We start from the raw sequence: 18,774 nt of genomic DNA, 5'->3' as shown, positions 1-18,774 counted from the left end.
ATTCAAGAGAATAGTCTAGAAAATTTAGAACCAAGTATGTGTAAAAGCATGCCATAGTCAAGATGACGCGGCGATGTTTTTCGCGCGCCGCCCGGCGAAAACAAAGCCGGCCAGCAGGAACAGCCCTGTCATCGAAAGCGGAATGATTTCGCCGCTCCGCGCGTAAAGGGTTCGCCCGGCGATCGGCATCGGCAGGCTGCCGTCAATGACGCCCGTTTTGTTGAGCGCAAGTTGTTCCTCAACCCGGCCATAGGGGTCGATGATCGCCGAAATTCCCGTATTGGCGGCGCGGATGACGGGGACGCCCTGTTCGATCGCGCGGGTGCGGGTGATGGCGAAATGCTGATAGGGGCCCGATGTATTCCCGAACCAGCCATCATTAGTGATGTTGAGGATCCAGGAGAACGGCGCATCCGGCGCGATTTCCCACGGAAAGATGATCTCATAGCAGATGAGCGCGCGGGCCGGCGGCATGCCGGGAATGGAAATCACTTTGCGCGCCGATTTGTCGGGCGTTGCAAAATCCGACATCTGATCGAGCGCCGGAATGATCCCCGTCAGGCCGACCGCTTCCATCAGCGGGCGAAGCGGCATGTATTCGCCGTAAGGGACGAGATGCTGCTTGTCATAGATATCGAGGATTTCACCGTTTGCACCGAGAACATTCAGGCTGTTCCAATATGTTCTGGTAACCGGATCACGCCGCGGCGCGCCGGTGAAGATGGCGCCGCCCGGCGCAATCATCTGGGCGAGTTCTTTTTGCAGCTGCTTCGCCGTCGTCAGGTAATAGGGAACCGCCGTTTCGGGCCAGATATGAAAGCGCGGCTTCTCCCCTTCCTCGATCAGGCTGAGCGAGACAATTTTCTGCAGATGTTCGAGCAGCAGTTCCCGCTTCCATTTCATGCTCTGCTGGATATTGGGTTGGACGATGCGAAGGTTGGTGTTGTCGAAGCTGCTCACCGGCGCGGCAGGGATACGGAGATATCCTGCGCCGGCAAGCGCGATAAAGAGGGCGGCGACAAGGCCGGTCGAGGATATTGCCACTTTGCGCGGCGTCTCCGCCTCGCCAAAGAGCGCCGGGAGGCTCGCGAGGAAAACAGTGAGGAGGGTGAGCCCGTAGATGCCGATGAAGGCGGTCGCTTGCAGGACAGGATCAACCACGCTCCAGCTATAGCCGACGAGATTCCAAGGGAATCCCGTGAAGATGACGCCCCGCACATATTCGAATGCAACCCAGAAGCCGGTAAAGAGCAGGATACGGGCGAGCCCGCGCGCGCGGGTCAGATGCGTTGCGAGCGTCGCGAGGCCGGATAGAATTGCCAGAAAGGCCGGCAGCACCAGAACCGGCAGCGGCATCAGCAGCGCGTGGGTCTCGGCATCAATTGTAAAGGCAACGCCGATCCAGTAGAGGCCGGCGATAAACTGCCCCCAGGCGAATGACCAGCCGGTGAAAAATGCCTGTTTTTTCGTCGCTGCGGAGCTGAGGATCCAGACCAGCCCGGTGAAGCTGACGGGCAGCAGGAAAACCAGGCTGACCGGCGGCAGCGCCGCCGCAACCAGAGCGCCGAGAAGAAAGGCGAGGAGATATTTTCTGAACGGGGAAAGTCCTGAAATCCAGCGGTTGAGGGCGATCATACCGTCTCGTCTGCCTCGACAGGCCGGCGATGGATGCGCACCCGCTTGACCTTTCGTAGGTCCGCATCGAGGATTTCGAAATCAAGTCCGTCGGGATGGGTGATGACTTCTCCGCGTGTCGGGATCTGGCCGGCGAGTTGGAAGACCAGCCCGCCCACGGTGTCGACATCCTCATCCTCATCTTCGGGCAGCAGGTCCATCTCGAGAAGCGCCTCAAGCTCGTCGATGGAGGCGCGGGCATCCGCATCGATCGTCCCGTTCGGCGCGACGATGATCAGCGGGCCTTCCTGTTCGTCATGCTCGTCTTCGATATCGCCAACGATTTCCTCGACCAAATCCTCAATGGTCACCAGCCCGTCAATGCCGCCATACTCATCGACGACGGCGGCCATATGGATGTGCGTTGCGCGCATTTTGAGAAGCAGGTCCGGCACCGACATGGACGGCGGCACAAACAGGATCTCGCGGCAGAAGGCACCCCAGCGGCCGGGCTTTTTCTCGCCCCAGAAGTTGATCAGGTCCTTGATGTGAAACATGCCGGTGACGTTGTCGAGCGTCTCCTCATAGACCGGCATCCGGGAGTGGTTGGTTTCCTTGAAGCGCTCCACCACCTGTTCGAGCGACAGGCTGGCGTCAATCGCTTCGATATCGGCGCGCGGCACCATCACGTCGCTGATACTGAGTTCGCTGAAACTCAGTATATTGGTCAGCATTACCTTTTCGGAAGGATTGATGGACTGTTCGGGATCCTCATGCGCTTCGATCAGCTGTTCCAGTGTGGCGCGAACGCTGCTCTCTGTTTGCTGCCCAATCCCAAGGAGACGTTTCAACGTATGCAGTACAGTGTTTGATTGTTTCTGCGCTGTCGGACCGTCCGATGAGTCGGACAGGCTCGTACTCGACACGTTATCGGTCATTTTTTGTCGGGAGTCTCCTGTGATGGCTGCTCGTCTGTTTCATACGGATTGGCAATATGTAGGTGCCGCAGTATCTCGATTTCAAGATTTTCCATCTCTGCCGCCTCATTTTCGTTCAAATGATCAAACCCGGCAAGATGTAAAACGCCGTGAACAAGCAGATGCGCAACGTGATCGGCAACCGGTTTTCCCTGCGCCTCGGCCTCCCGCAGGAGCGTCTCCCGCGCCATCACGATATCGCCAAGAAGCAGCGGCTCGCCGGTCTGGATCGCTTGCTCAAGCTCTTCAATTTCCAGCGGATTTCCCGGAAAGGAGAGGACGTTGGTCGGCGCGTCTTTGCCCCGGTAGTCGCGGTTCAGCTCGCGGATGGCGGTATCATTTGTGAACAGCAGACTGATCTCGACCGCTGGCAATTCTTCGCCGCGCGCAGCTTTGAGCGAAAACTCTCGGGTAACGGCATCAAGCGCCAGGCAGGCGATTTTTTCCGCCCGGACGTCGAGATCGGGGTGAATATCGAGCCACGCCGGATCTTCAACACTGATCGCCAGATCAAGAGAGAAGGGGAGAGAAGTCATGAGCGGTTCAGGATTTCCGTGATTTCAGCGTGAGCTGCTTTTCCCGATCATGATCCCCATACGCTTTGACGATACGGGTCACCAGCGGGTGACGCACAACATCCGCTTCACCGAAGTGAATGAAGTCGATGCCTTTGACGCCTTTCAGGATATCAACGGCCTCATGCAGGCCCGAGCGCATGCCGAGCGGCAGGTCGATCTGGCTGAGATCGCCGGTCACCGCCATACGGGAATTCTCGCCCATGCGGGTCAGCAGCATCTTCATCTGCACCGGTGTCGTGTTCTGCGCCTCATCGAGGATGATGGCGGCGTTTGAGAGCGTGCGGCCGCGCATAAAGGCGAGCGCCGCCACCTCGATCTCGCCATTCTCAAGGCGCTTCACCACCTCCTCGGCGGGCAGCATGTCGTAGAGCGCATCGTAAAGCGGGCGCAGGTAAGGGTCGATCTTTTCGCGCATGTCGCCCGGCAGGAAGCCCAGCTTCTCCCCTGCCTCGACCGCGGGGCGGGCGAGGATAAGGCGGTCGACCTTGTTCTCGATCAGCAGCGCGACGGCATTGGCGACGGCAAGATAGGTCTTGCCGGTGCCGGCGGGGCCGAGGCCGAACACCAGCTCATGCTTGCGCAGCGACTGGACATAAAGCGCCTGATTAGTGGAGCGGGGCGTAATACGCCGCCGCTTCGTTACAATCATATCGGCATTGCCGGAGACAGAGCCGCGGCTGCCGTCCTCGGCGGGCGCACTCGCGGCCATGCGGATCGCGCCGTCGACTTCCCCTTCCGTCACGTCGAGGCCTTTTTCAAGCCTCGCGTAGAGATCGAGAAGCGCCGACTTTGCGCTCTGCTGGGCGTCCTTGCTGCCGGAGATCGCCATCTTGTTGCCACGCGAAGTGACGGAGACGTCAAGGCCCTGCTCGATGCGGGCAAGATAGCGGTCGTGCTCGCCGACGAGCTGGGCGAGCAGATGATTGTCATCAAATTCGAGGATGATCGCGTTATTCTGATCGGAACGGGGGTCGGTAGCTTTGCTGCGCGATGGGGATTTTGCCACGTCTCGTCCTATGCTGCGTCCGCAACGCTACCGGGTTTCAGTTCGCCGCGCAGGGAATTTGCGTTTCCTTCCCTGACGATGACGGTTGCAATGCGGCCGATCCGCTGCGTCGGGGCAGGAACGAAAACCGACTGCATATAGGGGCTGCGGCCGATAAGCTGACCCTCCCGCTTACCTTCCCGCTCGAGCAGGACATCAACTTCCTTGCCGACGAAGGAGCGATTGTAGGTGATCTGCTGCTCATTGAGAAGCGCCTGAAGCCGGGCCAGCCGCTCGGATTTGACGGCCTCCTCGATCATCTGCTCGCCAAGCGCGGCGGCCGGCGTGCCGGGGCGCGGGCTGTATTTGAAGCTGTAAGCCTGCGCATAGCCGACATCGCGGACAAGCTGCAGCGTGTCTTCGAAATCCTGATCGCTTTCGCCCGGGAAGCCGACGATGAAGTCGCCCGAAAGCGCGAGGTCGGGGCGATAATGCCGCAGCCGGTCGATGATGCGGCGGTACTCATCCGCCGTATGGCGGCGGTTCATGGCGGCAAGGATGCGGTCCGAGCCGGCCTGAATGGGAAGATGCAGATAGGGCATCAGGATCTCGACGTCGCGATGCGCGCGGCAGAGATCCTCGGTCATCTCGAGCGGATGGGATGTGGTGTAGCGAAGCCGCTCCAGCCCGTCTATCTCGGCGAGCATCTGGATCAGCGTTGCAAGGCTGACCGGCTTTCCGTCCGTCCCCTCGCCGTGATAGGCATTCACATTCTGGCCGAGCAGGGTGATCTCCCGCGTTCCGGCGGCAATCATGCGTTTCGCCTCGGCGATGATCGCAGCGGCGGGACGCGAAAATTCGGCGCCGCGGGTGTAGGGCACGACGCAGAAGGCACAGAATTTGTCGCAGCCTTCCTGCACAGTGAGAAAGGCGGAAAGATTGGTGTCGATCGCCTCTTCCGGCAGGAAATCGAATTTCGGCTCGAGCGGAAAATCCGTCTCCAGGATATGGCCGACGCCGCGCGTCGCCTCGGCCACCATCTGCGGCAGGTGATGATAGGACTGCGGCCCGAACACCATGTCGACGTAGGGCGCGCGCTTCATAATCTCCTCGCCCTCGGCCTGCGCGACGCAGCCGGCGACGGCGATGATCATGCCGCCTTCGTTCCGCGCCTCTTTCGCGGCGCGCATGTTGCGCAGCCGCCCGAGCTCGGAAAAGGTCTTTTCCGAGGCCTTTTCGCGAATATGGCAGGTGTTCAGGATTGCCATGTCCGCTTCAGTCGGCTCAGTTGTCAGGGAATATCCCAAGGGGGCCATCAGGTCTGCCATGCGCGCCGAATCATAGACATTCATCTGGCAGCCATATGTTGAAATATAGAGTTTTTTGCTCACGTTTCCTTGCCAACCTCGTTGGATCACGGCCTCGAATTTCCGTATCACGGCCGTTCCTTATCACGAATAAACTAGCAATTATATGATAAATAGAGAAGCGGGCGATGTGCTTTGCCGGAAAAAACTGTCAACGGTGGGGAAATTCCGGTGTTTCCGGTTCCTCGCGGCCCGTTAGAGCGCGGCTGAGGCTGCGGGCGATGATCATCTGGCAATCGCTCGCCATGGCTTTTCGAGAATCGTAAGAATCGATTGTGACGGGTGGGTGAAAGCGCAGTTCCGCGGTAATCCTGCCGCGCTTGAGAAATGCCCAGACGTGGCGGGGCAGCGCCTCATCGCCGACCCAGGCGACGATCCCCATGGTGCCGCGGGTCATCGCAATGTCGTTCATCCGGCTGTAGGCGAGGGTAACCGGCTGTACCGTCAATGAAGTGCCGTTGATGCGCCGCTCGGCAAGGCCGAAATAGGCGCTTTTGAAATCCTGGATAATGATGCCGTTGGAGGAAGTGCCTTCGGGAAAGAGAAAGAGATTTTCTCCCCTCTTGAGGCGCTCCTGCATCTCGCCCTTATGGCTGCGGACGGCGGGACGGGTGCGTTCGATGAAAATCGTCTGCTGCAGTTTCGAGACGGGCCCGACGAGCGGGTACTTCGCAACCTCCCGTTTGGCGACGAAACTGCCCTGAAGCGCGCTGCCGACAACGGGAATATCGAGCCATGATATGTGATTGACCACGAAAAGCGTCGGGCGCGATCGCTCGATCACGCCACTGGTTACCACCTTCACCTTCAGCAGGCGGCAGAGGCCTTTGTGGAAGATCCGGGGGATCAGGTAGCGATGCTTCCTGAAAAGGAGCAGGACAATGGCCTGGGCAGTCACCATAATTCCGGTCCAGACGAGCACCGCCAGAATGGTGAAAACTGCCTTTATCCTGTCCATAGGCCGGGGCGTATCGAACCGTCAGTCGAGTTTACGGGTATAAAATGCGGACTGGCGCATATTTACAACCGACTCCTCCGGCGACACCTCTTTGATGCGCGAATTGGGGAGCGGCTTGCCATAAAGCTCAAGACGATGATCAATCAGTTCGAAGCCGAGTTCCTCGGCGATCTTGTGCTGCAATTCCTCGATCTGATCGCTGGTGAACTCGATCACCTGCCCGGTCTGAATATTGATCAGATGATCGTGATGCTCATCCGATACTTCCTCGTAGCGGGCGCGGCCGTCGCCAAAATCGTGGCGCTCGAGAATACCGTTTTCTTCCAGCATGCGGACGGTGCGGTAAACCGTCGAGATGCTGATCGTGTCATCCAACTCCGCTGCCCGTTTGTAGACAAGTTCCACATCCGGGTGATCCTGCGATTCCGACAGAACGCGCGCAATAACGCGGCGCTGCTCGGTCATCCGCAAGCCCTTCTCGATGCAAAGCTGTTCCAGGCGAGTTGTCGTCATGTAAATCCTCCGATAACCAACGTCCCGTCGAAAATCTTTTCGGCGGGGCCAAGTTTATACGAATTATACTATACAGCCAGCGAAAGTAGAGACTACTTGCCCGCAGCTTTCTTTCGACGGGTGCCGAGGCCGATTTTCTTGGCCAGGTTGCGCCGCTGCTCCGCGTAGTTCGGCGCCACCATCGGATAATCCGCCGGCAGACCCCAGCGTTCTCTGTATTCTTCCGGTGTCATATTATACGCTGTCTTCAGATGCCGCTTCAGCATCTTCAGCTTTTTCCCATCCTCCAGACAGATAATATAGTCCGGGTGAACGGATTTTCGAATGGACACAACCGGCTCCGGTTTGTTGTCCTCTTCCGTGGTTTCGCCCACGTTCGACAGCGTGTTGAATACGTCGTTGATAAGCGTTGAAATTTCGCTGGCACTTACCGGGTTGCGCGATAAGTGGGAAGTTACAATATCCGTAGTCAGGGCGAGAAGTTCCAGCTTTTCTATTTTCTCAGACATTGTAATCGTACCTCCAAAAACTAAAAATGCCCTGCAGTGTATAAACAATATATATTTCAGAATCGAATATAAAATCAAATAAAGAAAAATTTATTGAACAGACATACTGATACCTATTAACGTTTATTTCCCATTTTAGGGGTTAATGCAAATTCTTTAGCATGATAATGGCATCTTCAGAGCGGTCGCCGTGCAAGTAGTAACCTGCCCGTCGGCCTATTTCTTTAAATCCCATTGATGAATATAGCCGTCTGGCGGGTGTATTTTGGGCGCCGACCTCAAGAAAAAGCCGTTCCACCTGCAGCGCGGCGAGGTAAGTCTGGCCTTCTCGCAGGAGCGTGGCGGCAAGGCGCCGGCCGCGAAAGGCGGGCCGGGTGCCGAGGGTGAGGATCTCCGCTTCTTCAAACATCCGCCGATATAGCGCGAAGGCGACGGGGGTCTCATCGCAGGCGAGGATTTGCAGGACCGTGCCGGGGATCGCGAGGGCGGAGCGGAAGGCGTCCTCATCCCAGGACGGGGTGAAGCATTCGGCATGCAGCGTCGCCGCGAGAGACGAGACCGACGCATCCGTGAAGAAGGTCGAGGAGAGCGCGGCCTTCTCCATTTCAGCCGTCATTTGCAGGCAGGTAATCGACGCCGCCCGGAAGCTTGGCGTCCGGGGCGCGGAGATAGACGGGCGCAGGAGGCGGGGCATCAGGGGCAGGGAGACCGCGCGCCGCGGCAAGGCGGGCGAGGTGGAGCGCGTCCGGATCGGGGTCGAGATCGGGAATGTGCCAGAGATCGCCGTCAAACTCCGCGAGTTCGGCAAGGAGCGGCGCGCCCGAGCCGATGATAACGGCAGGCCGCTCGCCGAGACGGGATAACGCCTCTTCCGGCCGTATCGCCATGGCTTCTGTCCGGGGCGCGATCATCGGCGCGCCGTCAAGCCGATCAAAAATCTGTAGATAAATCTCGCCCCGGCGGGCATCGGACGCAACGGCGACAGGACGCCCCGCGGCGAGTTCAACCGGCACCGATGCGGCAAGCGCCTCCAGCGACGTGATGCCTAGAAGCGGCTTCCCGGCCGCAAGCGCCATACCCCGCGCGGCGGCAAGGCCGATCCGGAGCCCGGTGAAGGTCCCGGGCCCGACCGAAACGGCAATCATATCGAGCATGTCGTAGCTGAAACCGCTGTCCCGCAGCACTGATTCGATCATCGGCAACAGCGCTTCCGCGTGACCGCGGCGTCGTTTCTCATGAATATGCGCACACACATCCGCCCCATCGAGGAGCGCGACGGAACAGGCGTTCATGGCTGTGTCAAACGCCAGTATCTTCATTCTGTTGCCTTCGCTATTGGGGCCATGTAGGTTCTTGATGGCAAAGAGTGTTACGCTCTCTGCCGCCTGATTTCAAGTCAGCAGGTTCAAGATGCCCCTGAATGAGATGTTAACGGAAATCACCCCTGATCGGTTCGATGTGGAGCTGGATATCCGCTACGCCGGCGCAAATAATTTTACCGGCGCGCCCATTTATCGCCGGGCCGCCTGCTATCTCAATCTGGAAGCGGCGGAGAAGCTCCGCCGCGCCATTGATCTCGCCGCGGCCATCGGCCTTCGCTTCAAGATCTTCGACGCCTTCCGCCCGACCGAAGCGGTGCAGGCGCTCTGGGATCATACGCCAAATGCGGATTTCCTCTCGCACCCCGCGAACGGCTCACCCCATTCACGCGGCGCGGCCATCGACCTCACGCTGATCGACGGCAGCGGCGCAGAGCTCGATATGGGAACCGGGTTCGATGCCATGACGACGGCGTCCTTCCACGGCGCGCTCGATATTTCCGCTGACGCGCAGCGCAACCGCGCCATCCTGCTCGGCCTGATGACGGCGGCGGACTGGGATTTTTACAGAAATGAATGGTGGCATTACCAATTGTTTAAACCTCGTCGATACCCTACGCTTTCCGACAAGGCGGCGGGGAGCCGGATGATGGGGACGAGCGACGCGTAACAACAGGCTGATGAACCAATGAAACATATAAGAAAAGGGGTTATGGCGGCTTGTGGCGCGATATCTCTCTGTCTTGCGATGCTGCATGGCGCGGACAGGGCGATGGCCGCCGACTGGGCCAGCGTGATCATGTATCACCGCTTCGGCGAGGACAAGTATGCCGCCACCAATATCAGGATCGATCAGTTCCGTGAGCATATCGAGGAGTTAAAAAGCGGTCCCTATACCGTTCTGCCGCTCAACGAGATTGTCGACCGGCTGGAAAGCGGGCAGCCGTTGCCCGATCGCACGGTGGCGCTCACCATGGATGATGCCTATCGTTCGGTCTATGATGTCGCCTGGCCGATGCTGCGGGAGGCCAATCTGCCGTTCACCGTCTTTGTCGCCGTCGAAGGGGTCGACAAACAGTATCCCGGCATGATGACGTGGGATCAGCTTCGCGAACTTCGCGATGGCGGCGTGCATTTCGGCCATCACACCTATTCGCATGCGCATTTGCCGGCCCTCAGCGCGGCAGAGATCGAAGCCGATATCAAGCTCGCCAACGAACGCTACCAGGAGGAACTCGGGTTCGTCCCGGCGATTTTCGCTTATCCCTACGGTGAATATGGCAGCGAGGTGAAGTCGGTTATCCGCAGGCTCGGATTCAAGGCCGCATTCGGCCAGCAATCCGGCGTCGCCTATTCGGGGCATGACAGGCTGGAACTGCCCCGCTTTGCGATGAGCGAAAATTACGGCGGGATCGGCCGCTTCCGGCTTGCCGCCAACGCCCTGCCGCTTCGGGTGACGGATGTGACGCCGTCCGATAACGTTCTGAAGCGCAATCCGCCGCCGTTTGGTTTCACGCTCACCGAGGATTACGGAAACCTCTCCGGCCTGTCCTGCTTCTCGTCCAGTCAGACAGGTGGCGCGGTCCCCATCGAGATCATTGGTAATTCGCGCATCGAGATCCGGCTGTCGACGGCATTCAAATCCGGGCGCGGGCGGATCAACTGTACGCTGCTTGGCCCGGAACGGCGCTGGCGCTGGTTCGGATCGCTGTTCTATATTCCCAACTGACGGGCCATTTTAAAAAAATAATAAGGGAGAGAGTTAATGAGTTTTGCGCGAAAACTGAAAGAGAAGCTGAGGGCCGGCGAAAAGACGACGGCCTGCTGGCTTTTCTCCAACTCGCCGGATATGGCCGAAATTATCGGCGCCGCGGGGTTCGATGCCGTGATGATCGATCACGAGCACGGATCGGGCAGCCTGGAGATGGCGATCCACCAGTATCGCGCCGTGCGGTGCGTCGGCGATGCGCCCGTTCTGATGCGCGTGCCGTGGAATGACACGGTGCTGATCAAGCGCGCGCTGGATACCGGTATGGACGGCATCATGGTGCCGTCCGTCAGCACGGCGGAGGAGGCAAGGGCGGTCGTCGCCGCCTGTCGCTATCCGCCGCACGGGATCCGGAGCGCCGGCATTGGGGCGGCCCGCGGCGGCACCTACGGCCGCTTTGCCCGCGCTTATCTTGAAAATCTCGTCGATGATCTGATGATCATCTGCCAGATCGAGACGAAGGAAGGCGTGGAGAATATCGAAAGCATCGCCGCCGTTGATGGAATCGACATGCTCTTTATCGGGCCCAATGACCTCTCGGGCAGCATCAGGAAGCTCGGCCAGTTCAATGATCCGGAGGTGAAGGCGCTGCTGACCGAGGCGCGTGATCGGATCAAGGCAAGCCCCGCCTATCTCGGCTGTATTTCGAAGGGCGCGGAGCAGACCAATGATCTGTTTGCGGAAGGCTACGACTTCCTGCTCTGTGCGAGCGATACGGATCTCGTGCTCTCCGGCGCGCGAAATCTCCTTTCCGCCGTGAAAAAGTAAATATTCAGCGTACTAGTGTTATATATAACACGGTCGCCGTCTGGCGCCAGGCGGGTGACTACGGCGCGATATCGAAGTGCTGACCGGCGGCAACAATCTGCCGCCAGCTTTCCGCGTCGATCTCGATGCCGTTCGCCTCGCGCTCCCGCCGCGCCGCACGTTCCGGATCGCCGGGGACGAGGACGTTGCCAAAGCCTTTGCGGGGCGGCGAGGCGCGGACATAATCGCACATCGCCTTCATCTCGCTGGCGATATAGTCGGTGTCGGTGAGCCGGGCGGGATCAATGACGATAGAAAGCATATTGTTGATAATGCGGGTGTCGCGGATATTGGCCGGCTGAATAGTCCCGCCGCCGCCGATCGCGCCCGTCAGCAGCTCACACATCAGCGCAAGGCCATAGCCCTTGTGATCCGCCATCGGCAGCAGCGCGCCTGTCTCTTCCCCCTCGAACATGACGGAGGGATCGACGCTCGCGTTGCCCTCGCGGTCGATCAGCAATCCCTCGTCAAGCCGCTTGCCGCTGTTGTGGGCGACACGCACCTTGCCGAGCGCAACCTTGCTGGTAGCGAAATCAAGCACGATGCGCGGCTCGTCTCGAGTGTCGGGGAGGGTGATGCAGATCGGGTTGGTCCCATAGCGCGCATCGGCCCCCCGATGCGGCGCGACGATCCCGTGATGCCCGACGACATTGACAAAGTGAATGGAGACCAATCCAGCATCCGCGCATTGCTCCCCGTAGCTGCCAACGCGGCCGATATGGTGGGCGTTGCGGAGCGCCGAAAGGGCGAGGCCGCTCTGCTTTGCGGCGGCAATCGTTTGCTCGGTCGCTTCGCGGGCGACGACCTGCCCGAAGCCGGCGTGGCCATCGAAGACGAGAATCGAGCCGTCGCGCTTCACAAGCTCCACATGCTCGTTGAGACGCAGATAACCATTGCGGATATTCTCGACATAGCGCGGCACCATGCCGACGCCGTGGCTGTCGTGACCTGACAAGTTGGCGAGCACGAGATGATTGGCGACGATGGCGGCTTCGTCCGCGCTGCTGCCGGCGGACTTGAAAATCGCGGCGACGAAATTGCGAAGGTCGTTGTGATTGACGCGCATTTTATTTTCCTTGTCGTTCTGCTTTCTAGATGGCCGTTGTTCCGCCGTCGATCACGAGTTGCGCGCCGGTAACATGGCGTGCTTCGTCTGATGCGAGAAACAGAATGGCGTTGGCGATATCGAGTGGCTCGCTCGGCTTGTTCACGGGGACAAGGCCGCCGATGTTGTCCCAGCCTTTTGCGACATCGCCGCCATACATGCCCATTAATGCATCGCCCATATCGGTGCGAACCGGATCGGGATGTACGGAGTTGCAGCGGATGTTGTAGCGTTTCTGCGCGGCATGGAGCGCGACCGTCTGGGTGAGCTGGCGCACGGCGGCCTTCGATGCGCCGTATGCCGCAAGCGACGGCGTTGCGATAAGAGCGGCGATGGAGGACACATTGACGATCGCGCCGCTCCGGCTTTTCATCGCCCTGATGGCCGCCTTGCAACCGAGAAAGACACCCTCGACATTCACACGCTGGATCGCGCGCCAGTGTTCAAGATCGGTATCCTCAATCGTCTGGCGATCGCCGAGGGAGAGGATGCCCGCATTATTTACGAGGATATCCGGCCCGCCTCTCTCCTGCGCCGCCGCCATCACCTTCTCCCAGTCGTCTTCACGCGCGACGTCATGGGGGAGAAATGTGGCCCGGTCGCCAAACTCTGCGGAGGCCGCGGTGCCTGCATCCCGATTGATGTCCGTCATGATGACGAAAGCGCCTTCGTCAATGAAACGTCGCGTCGTCGCAAGTCCGATCCCGGCGGCGGCGCCTGTAATGATGGCGGTTTTATTCTTCAGCCGGTCCATCTCCCCTCCCCATAGAGTCCGTCAGGTTCGATGCGATAGTTTCACATCAGGGACGATTTTGCGAGGGGATTATATCGCTCAATGCGGGGGATGCAGGGCGAGTTGGCCGTCCCGCCCCGTCAGCGCGCAAGTTCCGCCGCTTCAAAGTCCTGCAATCGGTTGCTGCTGATGAGCAGGCGCAGGTTGTTCACATATTCCATCCCTTTTTCCGAATACCCCCGGAGCGTGGCGACAAGCCCGAGACTGTCCGGCCCGCTCGCCGAATGATCCTGCAATTCGGCGCGTGCGCGGCGGAATTCCTCATAGGCGGGATGGGTGTTAAGGTTGTGAATATAGGCGGAAATCGAATCGGCAATGCTATCAAAGCGCCTTACCATGTAGGTGGCATCCTCTGCCCGTTTCTCCGGCGCCAGCCCCTGTTCCCCGGTCCAGATGCGCTGTCCGAAGAGGGCATTGCCTTCGCGGGCGAAACGGGAAGCGCCCCAGCCCGATTCCTCGATCGCCTGCGCAAGCGCAAGCGAGACCGGAACGGCATCAACCCTGTCCAGCAGCGCAAAGGGATCGTCGGGATCCGTGCGGTAGCGCGCGGCCAGGTTATCGAGCCAGTGCCGATCGGCGGCAGCCAGCGTCCGGCCCGTGACCTTGGCGTCGAGAAGCGCTGTCAGCCTTTCGCGCTGCGCCGCGATTCGCTCATTGACGCTCAGGATCAACGGCAGCACGAGCTTGATGAAGGTATCTTTTCGTTTGTCGACATCGGGGACGCTGTCGATATCGACGGGAACCTGATCGACGTAAAGGCGCGGGACCGGCTGGCCATTGCGAACATCATCCAGGTGGTAGTCGAGGGCGGCGAACACCTCATCGAGGCTCGCCAGATCCACCGTCTCGCCAAGCTGCGCGCCGTCGCTTAAAGGGGACGAAATCGGCACATCGCGCACGCCGCCGAAAAATTCGGGTATGATGTAAAAGACAATCAGCAGAAGCCCCGCGCAGGTCGCGAGCTTACCTGATCTGAAGCCGGATTTGAGAAACTGCATATTACTTACCGGATATGGCCTTGCGCGCGGATCATCCGTTCCGCCGGCCATCAGCTTTGCATCCCTTGTATCCCATATGGCAACCGCCGCCGTGAGCGATGGCTATATGAGAATGATTAAGGGCGAAGTCAAGCATCGGGGAACTGGTCTCGCTGACGCGCATGGGCTGAAATGCTCAGGTAACGGCGTCGAGCTGGCGGGCGGTGAGATTGCCGGGCACGACGGTGATGGGGATTGCGAAGGTGCCGGACATTTCGAAAACGAGGCTTTTAATCAGCGGGCCGGGGCCGCCGGAATCGGGGGAGGCGGCCAGAACAAGAACGCGAATGTCGGTATCCTCCTCGATCAGCGCGAGCACCTGTTCCTTCGTCGAGCCTTCCCGGATCACAAATTCCGGGACAATCGTTGTCTCGCGCTGGATTTCCTCGGCCAGCGCCTGAAGAATTTCCTCGGCCGCCTCGCGGGCCTCATCGCGCATTGCCTGCTCCACCCCCATCCAGTGCTGGAATTCCGGTGGCTCGATGACATAAAGCAGGATCACCCCGCCGCCGACGTGCCAGGCGCGGCGGCTTGCAAACCGGATCGCGGACTTGCATTCCGGCGTCTCATCGACGACGACAAGAAACTTGTTGCGCACACCAGTCGGGGCTTTTTCCGGCATAAAGGCTCCGTCAATTTGTCAGATGGAATTTATCCTGCCACTATCCGCGCGGCTATTTCAAGAGAATGTTGCTGATTTCCTGAAGCTGTGTACGCGCCCGAAGGACGTAGAATCCCTGCGCCGCCAGATGGTTAGGCAGGAGTTGGGAGCCGGGCGCGCCGTTCGCGACAACCATGGGGTCAAGGTCAACGACGGCCTTCAGGCTACCGAGCATCTGGTTCCATGCATTGGTGAGATTCCGCTCCCGGATCAGGCTTTCATAATCCTGCGACAGCGCTTTCAGCAGCATGTAGTAGCCATACGCCTGCCCTTTCACGCCGTAAAAAATATCGTCGGCCTGAAAGTCGATGACCTCGCCGGAATGCTCCTGAATATGCCGGTCGATGGTTGCGGTCGAGGACCCGATGTCGAGAGAAATCCGGTCAAGCGTCGCAAGCAGGTTGTCGGCGCGCCGTTCGAAGACGGCATTTCCGCTCGCGAGCCGCTTGTTGTAGTTGATCAGCGAGCCGCGCGCCTTCTGATACTGCTCTTCCGAGGAAGCTGTCGGCATCAGGGAAACGGTCGGATCCCATGCCCATTTCGTGCCGGAATACTGGAGCAGTCCGGCCGCCTCCTGAAGGTCCGGGTCGGTCTGGCTGGAGCCGCGCGTCCGGCCGATCTGATCGGTCAGCTCGAAGCTGAAACGGGCGAGGGCGGAAATGATGCCCTGCTGATAGTTCGGCATGTTGTCGAGAGCCGAGGAGGGCATAAAAAACGGATCATTTGCCGTCCAGCCGTTGACGTTGATTTCCCGGTCGATCAGCCCCGCCATCATGTTGACGGCATGGCTGCCGCCGGCGACCGCGTTGGTGCCGGTCGGGACGAATTCCGTGTCATCGTCCACTTTATGGGCAATCAGCATGCCGATCGGGTAATACAGCAGCAGAATGAGGATAAGGATCAGCAGGATCGGTTTCCAGCTCCGTCTTGCGCCCGCCTTGAGCGCCTCAGCGCCGCGGCCAATTCGCTTTGGTTCCGTGCTGTTGTTGCCAATTTCACTCATTTTGCCGCCCCGTTGCGAGGTAATGATCGTGTCACGCTGTGAAGTGAAATGTATGTCGCCTGCTTGGACTTACAAGCGGCCCCGCGGTTACGGCTGCAGGAATCCGACGACATCCTTCACTTCACGAATGATCGGGTTTGCGATCGCAGCGGCTCTCTCGGCGCCTTTTTTCAGGATCGCGTCCACATGATCGGGGTTCGCGGCAAGACGCTTCATCTCCTCGCCGATCGGGCCGAACTTCTCAACTGCGAGATCGGTCAGGGCCGGTTTGAAGCTGGAGAAGGGCGCACCGGCGAATTCCTCAAGAACCTGCTGGCGGGTGCGATCGGCAAGCGCCGCATAGATGCCGACGAGGTTGGCCGCCTCGGGGCGCCCCTCCAGCTCTTTCTCATTGTCGGGAAGCGGCTCGGGATCGGTGCGCGCCTTGCGCAGCTTCAGCGCGATGCTGTCCCGGTCATCCATGAAGGTGATGCGCGAGTAATCGCTGGGATCGGACTTTGACATCTTCTTGGAGCCATCGCGCAGCGACATGACACGGGTTGCCGCGCCGAAAATCAGCGGCTCCGGCAGCGGGAAGGTCTCGGTGTGATAATCATTATTGAACTTCTGGGCGATATCGCGGGCAAGTTCAAGATGCTGCTTCTGATCTTCGCCGACCGGGACGTGGGTCGCGCGATAGACGAGGATATCGGCCGCCATCAGGTTCGGATAGGCGTAAAGGCCGACGGAGGCGTTCTCACGGTTCTTGCCGGCTTTTTCCTTGAACTGGGTCATGCGGTTGAGCCAGCCGAGGCGGGCGACGCAATTGAAGATCCAGGCAAGCTCCGCATGGGCGGGAACACTGCTCTGGGCGAAAATGATCGACTTTTCCGGATCGACCCCGGCCGCGATATAGGCGGCGGCGACTTCGCGGGTGTTTTTGCGCAGCTCGTCCGGATTCTGCCAGACCGTGATCGCGTGCATATCGACGGCGCAATAGATGCACTCATAATCCTGTTGCAATCGGACGAAGTTGCGGATCGCACCGAGATAGTTGCCAAGATGCAGGTTGCCGCTCGGCTGAACGCCGGAAAAAATACGAGACATTATGAGTTGTTCCTCACGCTTTGGACACGCGCCCCATCGGACAGCCTGCAATCAGGCCGTCGGGGCAGGAATCGGGCAGAACCCGGGGGTTATCACGGCCTTATTGCAGGCGGGTGGCAGGGCGTCAACAGATTTACGCCGAGGCGCGCCGTTTCAGCATGTTTTTCACCTCCTGCGGGCGGGCGCCGCCAAAGAGAAGGATGGCGGCGGCGTAAAGCGCCATTCCACCCGCGACGAGCAGGGCGAGCAGGACAATCCGCGCGCCGAGATCATCGGCAAGGAGGGGGCCGAGATAGTAGCGCGCAAGGGCAAGGCCGCCCGCCATGAGGAGCGAGGCGAGGACAATGCCGGCGAGCCGCCGCAGCAGGCGCGCGTCGGCCCGGTAATGGCCGCGCCGTCGCAACAGGAAGAAGAGCGCGATGACATTGAACCAGGAGGAAAGCGAGGTTGCGAGCGCAATCCCGACATGGGCGAGCGACTGGATGAAGAGAAGGCTGAGGCCGACGTTGAGAAGCATCGCGAGCACACCGACGACCACGGGGCTTGTCGTATCTTCGCGGGCGAAAAAGCCGGGTGCGAGGATTTTCACCAGAACATAGGCGGGAAGACCGCTCGCAAAGGCAAGGAGCGCCATCGCCGTCGCTTCGCTCGCCGCGGCGGTAAATTCCCCATGGCGGAAGAGGGCAGCGATAATCTCTTCCGGGATGACGACGAGGGCGGCGGTTGCCGGCAGCGTCAGCAGCATCGAAAGCTCGATCGCCCGGTTCATGCTGTGGAGCGCGGTGGTCTCTTCGCCGCTGCGAAGCTGACGCGACAGCATTGGCAACAGCGCGGTGCCAACCGCAATCCCGATAACGCCAAGCGGGAGCTGATAGACCCGGTCGGCATAATAGAGGTAGGAAATCGCCCCGGCCGCAAGATAGGAGGCGATGATCGTACCGACGAGGATGTTAATCTGCATCACCCCGGCGCCGAGGATGCCGGGCAGCATCAGCCGGAACAGCCGGCGGATATCGGCATTGAAGCGCGGCCTGCGAAGCGGCACGCGCGCCTCCGCCCGCCAGCAGGCGATGATGAGGAACACAACCTGCGCAAGGCCCGCAAGCGCAACTCCGATTGACAGCAGCATGCCGACATCGCTGTCTGTTCTGCCGATGCCGAGCAGCAGAAAGGCGATCAGAATGATATTAAGCAGGATCGGCGCCGCAGCCATCGCGGCAAATTTATAGAAAGCATTGAGTACGCCGCCGAGCAGCGCAACGATCGCCATTGCCAGCAGATAGGGGAAGGTGATGCGGGTATAGTCGACGGCAAGCTCGAAGCGAAGCCCCTCCATCTCGAAGCCGGGGGCCAGAAACTGCATCATGAAGGGCATGAAAATCATGAAAAGGCTTGAGAAGATCAGCAGGAAGCCGATGAGAATGGCGAGCGCGTGGCTCGCGAATTCAAGCGCGGGCTCTTTTCCCTCCTGCTCGAGCTTGCGGGCAAAAAGCGGAATAAAGGCGGCGGAAAATGCGCCTTCGGCAACCAGCCGGCGAAACATGTTGGGAATGCGAAAGGCGACGAAAAACGCATCCGCGACGGGCCCCGCGCCGAGAATGGCGGCCATCAGAATGTCGCGCAGAAACCCGAGCACGCGGCTGATCATGGTATAGCCGCCAACGGTGGCGACAGATTTAAGCAAACTCATCTTG

20 protein-coding genes are annotated in these 18,774 nt (G+C 59.6%); 3 read left to right on the top strand and 17 right to left on the bottom strand.

The genetic code is table 11. From position 1 onward, the window contains the following. Positions 1-57 precede the first annotated feature (57 nt). The 10 genes from lnt to tsaB form a co-directional block, all read right to left on the bottom strand. On the bottom strand, positions 58-1,635 hold the full coding sequence (lnt, locus tag V7Z56_RS06205; RefSeq protein ID WP_334128501.1) for an apolipoprotein N-acyltransferase: 1,578 nt from the start codon (positions 1,633-1,635) through the stop codon (positions 58-60). Beyond that, positions 1,632-2,465, bottom strand: coding sequence for a hemolysin family protein (locus tag V7Z56_RS06200; RefSeq protein WP_334128500.1), 834 nt, complete (start codon positions 2,463-2,465; stop codon positions 1,632-1,634). The genes lnt and V7Z56_RS06200 overlap by 4 nt, the downstream gene beginning before the upstream one ends. An 83-nt stretch (positions 2,466-2,548) precedes the next feature. Then, a complete protein-coding gene (gene ybeY, locus V7Z56_RS06195) occupies positions 2,549-3,127 on the bottom strand; it encodes an rRNA maturation RNase YbeY (RefSeq protein WP_334128499.1) in 579 nt (192 codons plus the stop codon). A gap of 7 nt (positions 3,128-3,134) precedes the next feature. Beyond that, complete coding sequence (locus tag V7Z56_RS06190; RefSeq protein WP_334128498.1) at positions 3,135-4,175, bottom strand: PhoH family protein; 1,041 nt, start codon at positions 4,173-4,175, stop codon at positions 3,135-3,137. An 8-nt stretch (positions 4,176-4,183) separates the two neighbouring features. Then, positions 4,184-5,545 (bottom strand): tRNA (N6-isopentenyl adenosine(37)-C2)-methylthiotransferase MiaB, encoded by a 1,362-nt coding sequence (gene miaB, locus V7Z56_RS06185; protein ID WP_334128497.1) that lies wholly within the window; start codon positions 5,543-5,545, stop codon positions 4,184-4,186. A gap of 127 nt (positions 5,546-5,672) precedes the next feature. Then, positions 5,673-6,479 (bottom strand): lysophospholipid acyltransferase family protein, encoded by an 807-nt coding sequence (locus V7Z56_RS06180; RefSeq protein WP_334128496.1) that lies wholly within the window; start codon positions 6,477-6,479, stop codon positions 5,673-5,675. 21 nt (positions 6,480-6,500) lie between these two features. Continuing rightward, positions 6,501-6,992 carry a Fur family transcriptional regulator gene (locus V7Z56_RS06175; protein ID WP_334128495.1) on the bottom strand — a complete coding sequence of 164 codons (492 nt, stop codon included), beginning with the start codon at positions 6,990-6,992 and terminating at the stop codon, positions 6,501-6,503. 92 nt (positions 6,993-7,084) lie between these two features. Beyond that, positions 7,085-7,501 (bottom strand): MucR family transcriptional regulator, encoded by a 417-nt coding sequence (locus V7Z56_RS06170; protein WP_334128494.1) that lies wholly within the window; start codon positions 7,499-7,501, stop codon positions 7,085-7,087. 142 nt (positions 7,502-7,643) lie between these two features. Further along, positions 7,644-8,105: a ribosomal protein S18-alanine N-acetyltransferase gene (gene rimI / locus V7Z56_RS06165; RefSeq protein WP_334128493.1), complete on the bottom strand. Its 462-nt coding sequence runs from the start codon at positions 8,103-8,105 to the stop codon at positions 7,644-7,646. A 1-nt stretch (position 8,106) separates the two neighbouring features. After that, positions 8,107-8,820: a tRNA (adenosine(37)-N6)-threonylcarbamoyltransferase complex dimerization subunit type 1 TsaB gene (gene tsaB / locus V7Z56_RS06160; RefSeq protein ID WP_334128492.1), complete on the bottom strand. Its 714-nt coding sequence runs from the start codon at positions 8,818-8,820 to the stop codon at positions 8,107-8,109. A 106-nt stretch (positions 8,821-8,926) separates the two neighbouring features. Here tsaB and ddpX point away from each other — a divergent pair, with 106 nt between their 5' ends. The 3 genes from ddpX to V7Z56_RS06145 are packed head-to-tail and all read left to right on the top strand — an operon-like array spanning position 8,927 to position 11,356. Continuing rightward, positions 8,927-9,490 carry a D-alanyl-D-alanine dipeptidase gene (ddpX, locus tag V7Z56_RS06155; RefSeq protein ID WP_443023763.1) on the top strand — a complete coding sequence of 188 codons (564 nt, stop codon included), beginning with the start codon at positions 8,927-8,929 and terminating at the stop codon, positions 9,488-9,490. A gap of 18 nt (positions 9,491-9,508) precedes the next feature. Further along, positions 9,509-10,549, top strand: coding sequence for a polysaccharide deacetylase family protein (locus V7Z56_RS06150; protein WP_334128490.1), 1,041 nt, complete (start codon positions 9,509-9,511; stop codon positions 10,547-10,549). 36 nt (positions 10,550-10,585) lie between these two features. Beyond that, on the top strand, positions 10,586-11,356 hold the full coding sequence (locus tag V7Z56_RS06145) for an HpcH/HpaI aldolase family protein (RefSeq protein ID WP_334128489.1): 771 nt from the start codon (positions 10,586-10,588) through the stop codon (positions 11,354-11,356). A gap of 58 nt (positions 11,357-11,414) precedes the next feature. Here V7Z56_RS06145 and V7Z56_RS06140 read toward each other — a convergent pair whose 3' ends face one another. The 7 genes from V7Z56_RS06140 to murJ all read right to left on the bottom strand — a co-directional run bounded on the left by V7Z56_RS06140 (position 11,415) and on the right by murJ (position 18,770). Further along, positions 11,415-12,461, bottom strand: a complete 1,047-nt coding sequence (locus V7Z56_RS06140) for a malate/lactate/ureidoglycolate dehydrogenase (protein ID WP_334128488.1) — start codon at positions 12,459-12,461, stop codon at positions 11,415-11,417. A gap of 25 nt (positions 12,462-12,486) precedes the next feature. Continuing rightward, complete coding sequence (locus tag V7Z56_RS06135) at positions 12,487-13,254, bottom strand: glucose 1-dehydrogenase (protein WP_334128487.1); 768 nt, start codon at positions 13,252-13,254, stop codon at positions 12,487-12,489. 119 nt (positions 13,255-13,373) lie between these two features. Beyond that, positions 13,374-14,291, bottom strand: a complete 918-nt coding sequence (locus tag V7Z56_RS06130; protein WP_334128486.1) for a glucosaminidase domain-containing protein — start codon at positions 14,289-14,291, stop codon at positions 13,374-13,376. Between the two features lie 175 nt (positions 14,292-14,466). Beyond that, a complete protein-coding gene (locus V7Z56_RS06125; protein WP_334128485.1) occupies positions 14,467-14,952 on the bottom strand; it encodes a universal stress protein in 486 nt (161 codons plus the stop codon). A gap of 52 nt (positions 14,953-15,004) precedes the next feature. Beyond that, the gene (locus tag V7Z56_RS06120) at positions 15,005-15,994 is read right to left on the bottom strand and encodes a DUF2333 family protein (protein WP_334128484.1); all 990 of its coding nucleotides are present in this window, start codon (positions 15,992-15,994) and stop codon (positions 15,005-15,007) included. Between the two features lie 87 nt (positions 15,995-16,081). Further along, entirely contained in the window at positions 16,082-17,080 is a 999-nt protein-coding gene (gene trpS, locus V7Z56_RS06115) for a tryptophan--tRNA ligase (RefSeq protein WP_334128483.1), read from the bottom strand. Between the two features lie 133 nt (positions 17,081-17,213). Further along, a complete protein-coding gene (gene murJ, locus V7Z56_RS06110) occupies positions 17,214-18,770 on the bottom strand; it encodes a murein biosynthesis integral membrane protein MurJ (RefSeq protein WP_334128482.1) in 1,557 nt (518 codons plus the stop codon). Positions 18,771-18,774: the final 4 nt, after the last annotated feature.

Source organism: Sneathiella sp. (genome assembly GCF_036844445.1).
In the GTDB taxonomy this organism is placed as follows: Bacteria; Pseudomonadota; Alphaproteobacteria; order Sneathiellales; family Sneathiellaceae; genus Sneathiella.
The sequence above is the reverse complement of the archived record's forward strand: the minus strand, read 5'-3'. Positions and strand labels throughout refer to the sequence as shown.

Excerpts from the sequence above, each read along its gene's own strand:
- V7Z56_RS06180 (WP_334128496.1), bottom strand. The coding sequence starts at position 6,479 with ATGGACAGGATAAAGGCAGTTTTCACCATTCTGGCGGTGCTCGTCTGG.
- V7Z56_RS06150 (WP_334128490.1), top strand. The coding sequence starts at position 9,509 with ATGAAACATATAAGAAAAGGGGTTATGGCGGCTTGTGGCGCGATATCT.
- murJ (WP_334128482.1), bottom strand. The coding sequence starts at position 18,770 with ATGAGTTTGCTTAAATCTGTCGCCACCGTTGGCGGCTATACCATGATC.
- V7Z56_RS06175 (WP_334128495.1), bottom strand. The coding sequence starts at position 6,992 with ATGACGACAACTCGCCTGGAACAGCTTTGCATCGAGAAGGGCTTGCGG.
- rimI (WP_334128493.1), bottom strand. The coding sequence starts at position 8,105 with ATGGAGAAGGCCGCGCTCTCCTCGACCTTCTTCACGGATGCGTCGGTC.
- V7Z56_RS06130 (WP_334128486.1), bottom strand. The coding sequence starts at position 14,291 with ATGCAGTTTCTCAAATCCGGCTTCAGATCAGGTAAGCTCGCGACCTGC.
- V7Z56_RS06140 (WP_334128488.1), bottom strand. The coding sequence starts at position 12,461 with ATGCGCGTCAATCACAACGACCTTCGCAATTTCGTCGCCGCGATTTTC.
- V7Z56_RS06145 (WP_334128489.1), top strand. The coding sequence starts at position 10,586 with ATGAGTTTTGCGCGAAAACTGAAAGAGAAGCTGAGGGCCGGCGAAAAG.
- ybeY (WP_334128499.1), bottom strand. The coding sequence starts at position 3,127 with ATGACTTCTCTCCCCTTCTCTCTTGATCTGGCGATCAGTGTTGAAGAT.
- V7Z56_RS06125 (WP_334128485.1), bottom strand. The coding sequence starts at position 14,952 with ATGCCGGAAAAAGCCCCGACTGGTGTGCGCAACAAGTTTCTTGTCGTC.
- trpS (WP_334128483.1), bottom strand. The coding sequence starts at position 17,080 with ATGTCTCGTATTTTTTCCGGCGTTCAGCCGAGCGGCAACCTGCATCTT.
- ddpX (WP_443023763.1), top strand. The coding sequence starts at position 8,927 with ATGTTAACGGAAATCACCCCTGATCGGTTCGATGTGGAGCTGGATATC.
- V7Z56_RS06170 (WP_334128494.1), bottom strand. The coding sequence starts at position 7,501 with ATGTCTGAGAAAATAGAAAAGCTGGAACTTCTCGCCCTGACTACGGAT.
- V7Z56_RS06120 (WP_334128484.1), bottom strand. The coding sequence starts at position 15,994 with ATGAGTGAAATTGGCAACAACAGCACGGAACCAAAGCGAATTGGCCGC.
- lnt (WP_334128501.1), bottom strand. The coding sequence starts at position 1,635 with ATGATCGCCCTCAACCGCTGGATTTCAGGACTTTCCCCGTTCAGAAAA.
- V7Z56_RS06135 (WP_334128487.1), bottom strand. The coding sequence starts at position 13,254 with ATGGACCGGCTGAAGAATAAAACCGCCATCATTACAGGCGCCGCCGCC.
- tsaB (WP_334128492.1), bottom strand. The coding sequence starts at position 8,820 with ATGAAGATACTGGCGTTTGACACAGCCATGAACGCCTGTTCCGTCGCG.